This window comes from Pseudomonas sp. EGD-AK9 (genome assembly GCF_000465935.2).
GTDB lineage: Bacteria > Pseudomonadota > Gammaproteobacteria > Pseudomonadales > Pseudomonadaceae > Aquipseudomonas.
Window position 1 is genome coordinate 1 of the sequence record NZ_AVOF01000537.1, and the last position, 1,490, is coordinate 1,490.

General features: G+C 68.7%; 2 protein-coding genes and 1 pseudogene. 2 read left to right on the forward strand and 1 reads right to left on the reverse strand.

Annotated elements, in window-relative coordinates; genetic code table 11:
- Together N878_RS20180 and rimI are read left to right on the forward strand one after the other, a co-directional pair.
- Positions 1–439: pseudogene (locus N878_RS20180) on the forward strand (energy transducer TonB); the annotation flags it as partial.
- Between the two features lie 27 nt (positions 440–466).
- Positions 467–919, forward strand: a complete 453-nt coding sequence (gene rimI, locus N878_RS20185) for a ribosomal protein S18-alanine N-acetyltransferase (protein WP_021445354.1) — start codon at positions 467–469, stop codon at positions 917–919.
- A gap of 135 nt (positions 920–1,054) precedes the next feature.
- Here rimI and N878_RS20190 read toward each other — a convergent pair.
- Positions 1,055–1,490, reverse strand: a 436-nt coding sequence (locus tag N878_RS20190) for an NnrS family protein (RefSeq protein ID WP_021445355.1), incomplete at its 5' end; no start/stop codon positions are given.

Below are 1,490 nucleotides of genomic sequence, written 5' to 3' on the forward strand. Positions count from 1 at the left end.
GCTGCTGGTGGAACTGCCCACCGGCGAGCCGTTCCAGAGCCGCGACCCGGCCTACATCCTGCTCAAGGACCTGCTGCGCGCCGCCGGCCTGCCGGACAGCCCGCAACTGCTCGGCGAGCCGGTGCGCTGGCCGCTGCTGGTGCGCGGCAATCTGGACCAGGGCCCGCAGGCGGCGCTGGAGTTCGTGCAGAGCTTCGTCGCCGCGCGCCTGGAGGAGCAGCCCAGCACCTGCCTGTGGCTGGTCGGCCTGCCGGCCATTCGCTTCGCCGGCGAGGGCGACGCACAGAGCTACAACCGCGAGCTGCAGATCGAGGGCCTCGGCGCCTGCTGGGCGCTGCCGGGCCTGGAGCTGCTGATGGAAGAGCCGGCGCGCAAGCGCGAGTTGTGGCAAGCCATGCAGCGGGTGCGCCAGCGCTGGCTGAAAAGTACCGACGCCTGAGTGCCACCTGCCGCCGAGTTCCAGCGAATGACCGATGCGATTTCCTTCCGCCCCATGACCGAGGCGGATCTCGATGCCGTGCTGAAGATCGAATATGCCGCCTTCAGCCACCCCTGGACCCGCGGCATCTTCACCGACAGCCTCAAGTCCTATCACTGCTGGCTGATGTTCGAGGGCGGCCAGCAGGTCGGCCACGGCGTGATCAACCTGATCCTCGACGAAGCGCACCTGCTCAATATCACCGTCAAGCCGGAAAGCCAGGGCCGCGGCCTCGGCTTGCGCCTGCTCGAACACCTGATGAAAGAGGCCCATGAGCTGGGCGGTCGCGAGTGCTTCCTCGAAGTGCGCGCCAGCAACCAGAGCGCCTACCGCCTCTACGAGCGCTATGGCTTCAACGAAGTCGGCCGGCGCCGCGACTACTACCCGGCGGTGGGCGGTCGCGAAGATGCGCTGGTGATGGCCTGCACCCTGGTCGATTGAGGTTGTTGGCGTAGGGTGGATCACGCTTTACCGATCCACCGCTGTGGTGGATATGAAAAGCGACATCCACCCTACGCGCTGATTTGCCCTACATCGGCGTATGGATCGGTGCGCCAATGGTTGTTGGTCCGCTGGTCACCCCGGATGGCCATCGACCCGCGCCCGGCACAGCAGCGGCGCGTAGTGGACGACGAACAGGGCGAAGGCCAGCCCCCAGCAGAGGGCCGCCAGCCACAGCCAGCTGCCGCCCGCCGCCACCCGGATCAAGGCGCCCAGGTTGAGCACGGTAAAGGCCCAGGCCATGGCTTTGGGCGGCTGCAGCGGTCGCCCGGTATGGCCGAGGCTGACCCGCGCCATCATCGCCAGAACCAGCCCGCCCAGGGCGCCGACCGCCAGCGCATGGCTGGCCGGGCTGGGCTGCGCCAGCCAACCCAGGTGCCAGGCGGCCATGCCGAGGGTGGCGACCAGCAGCCAGGCGTAGGCCAGGTGCAGCGACCACAGTAACGGCACGCGCCAGATGCCCGGCAGGTGCCAGTGCCACAGGCGCAGGCCGTGCAGCGCCGCCAGCAGG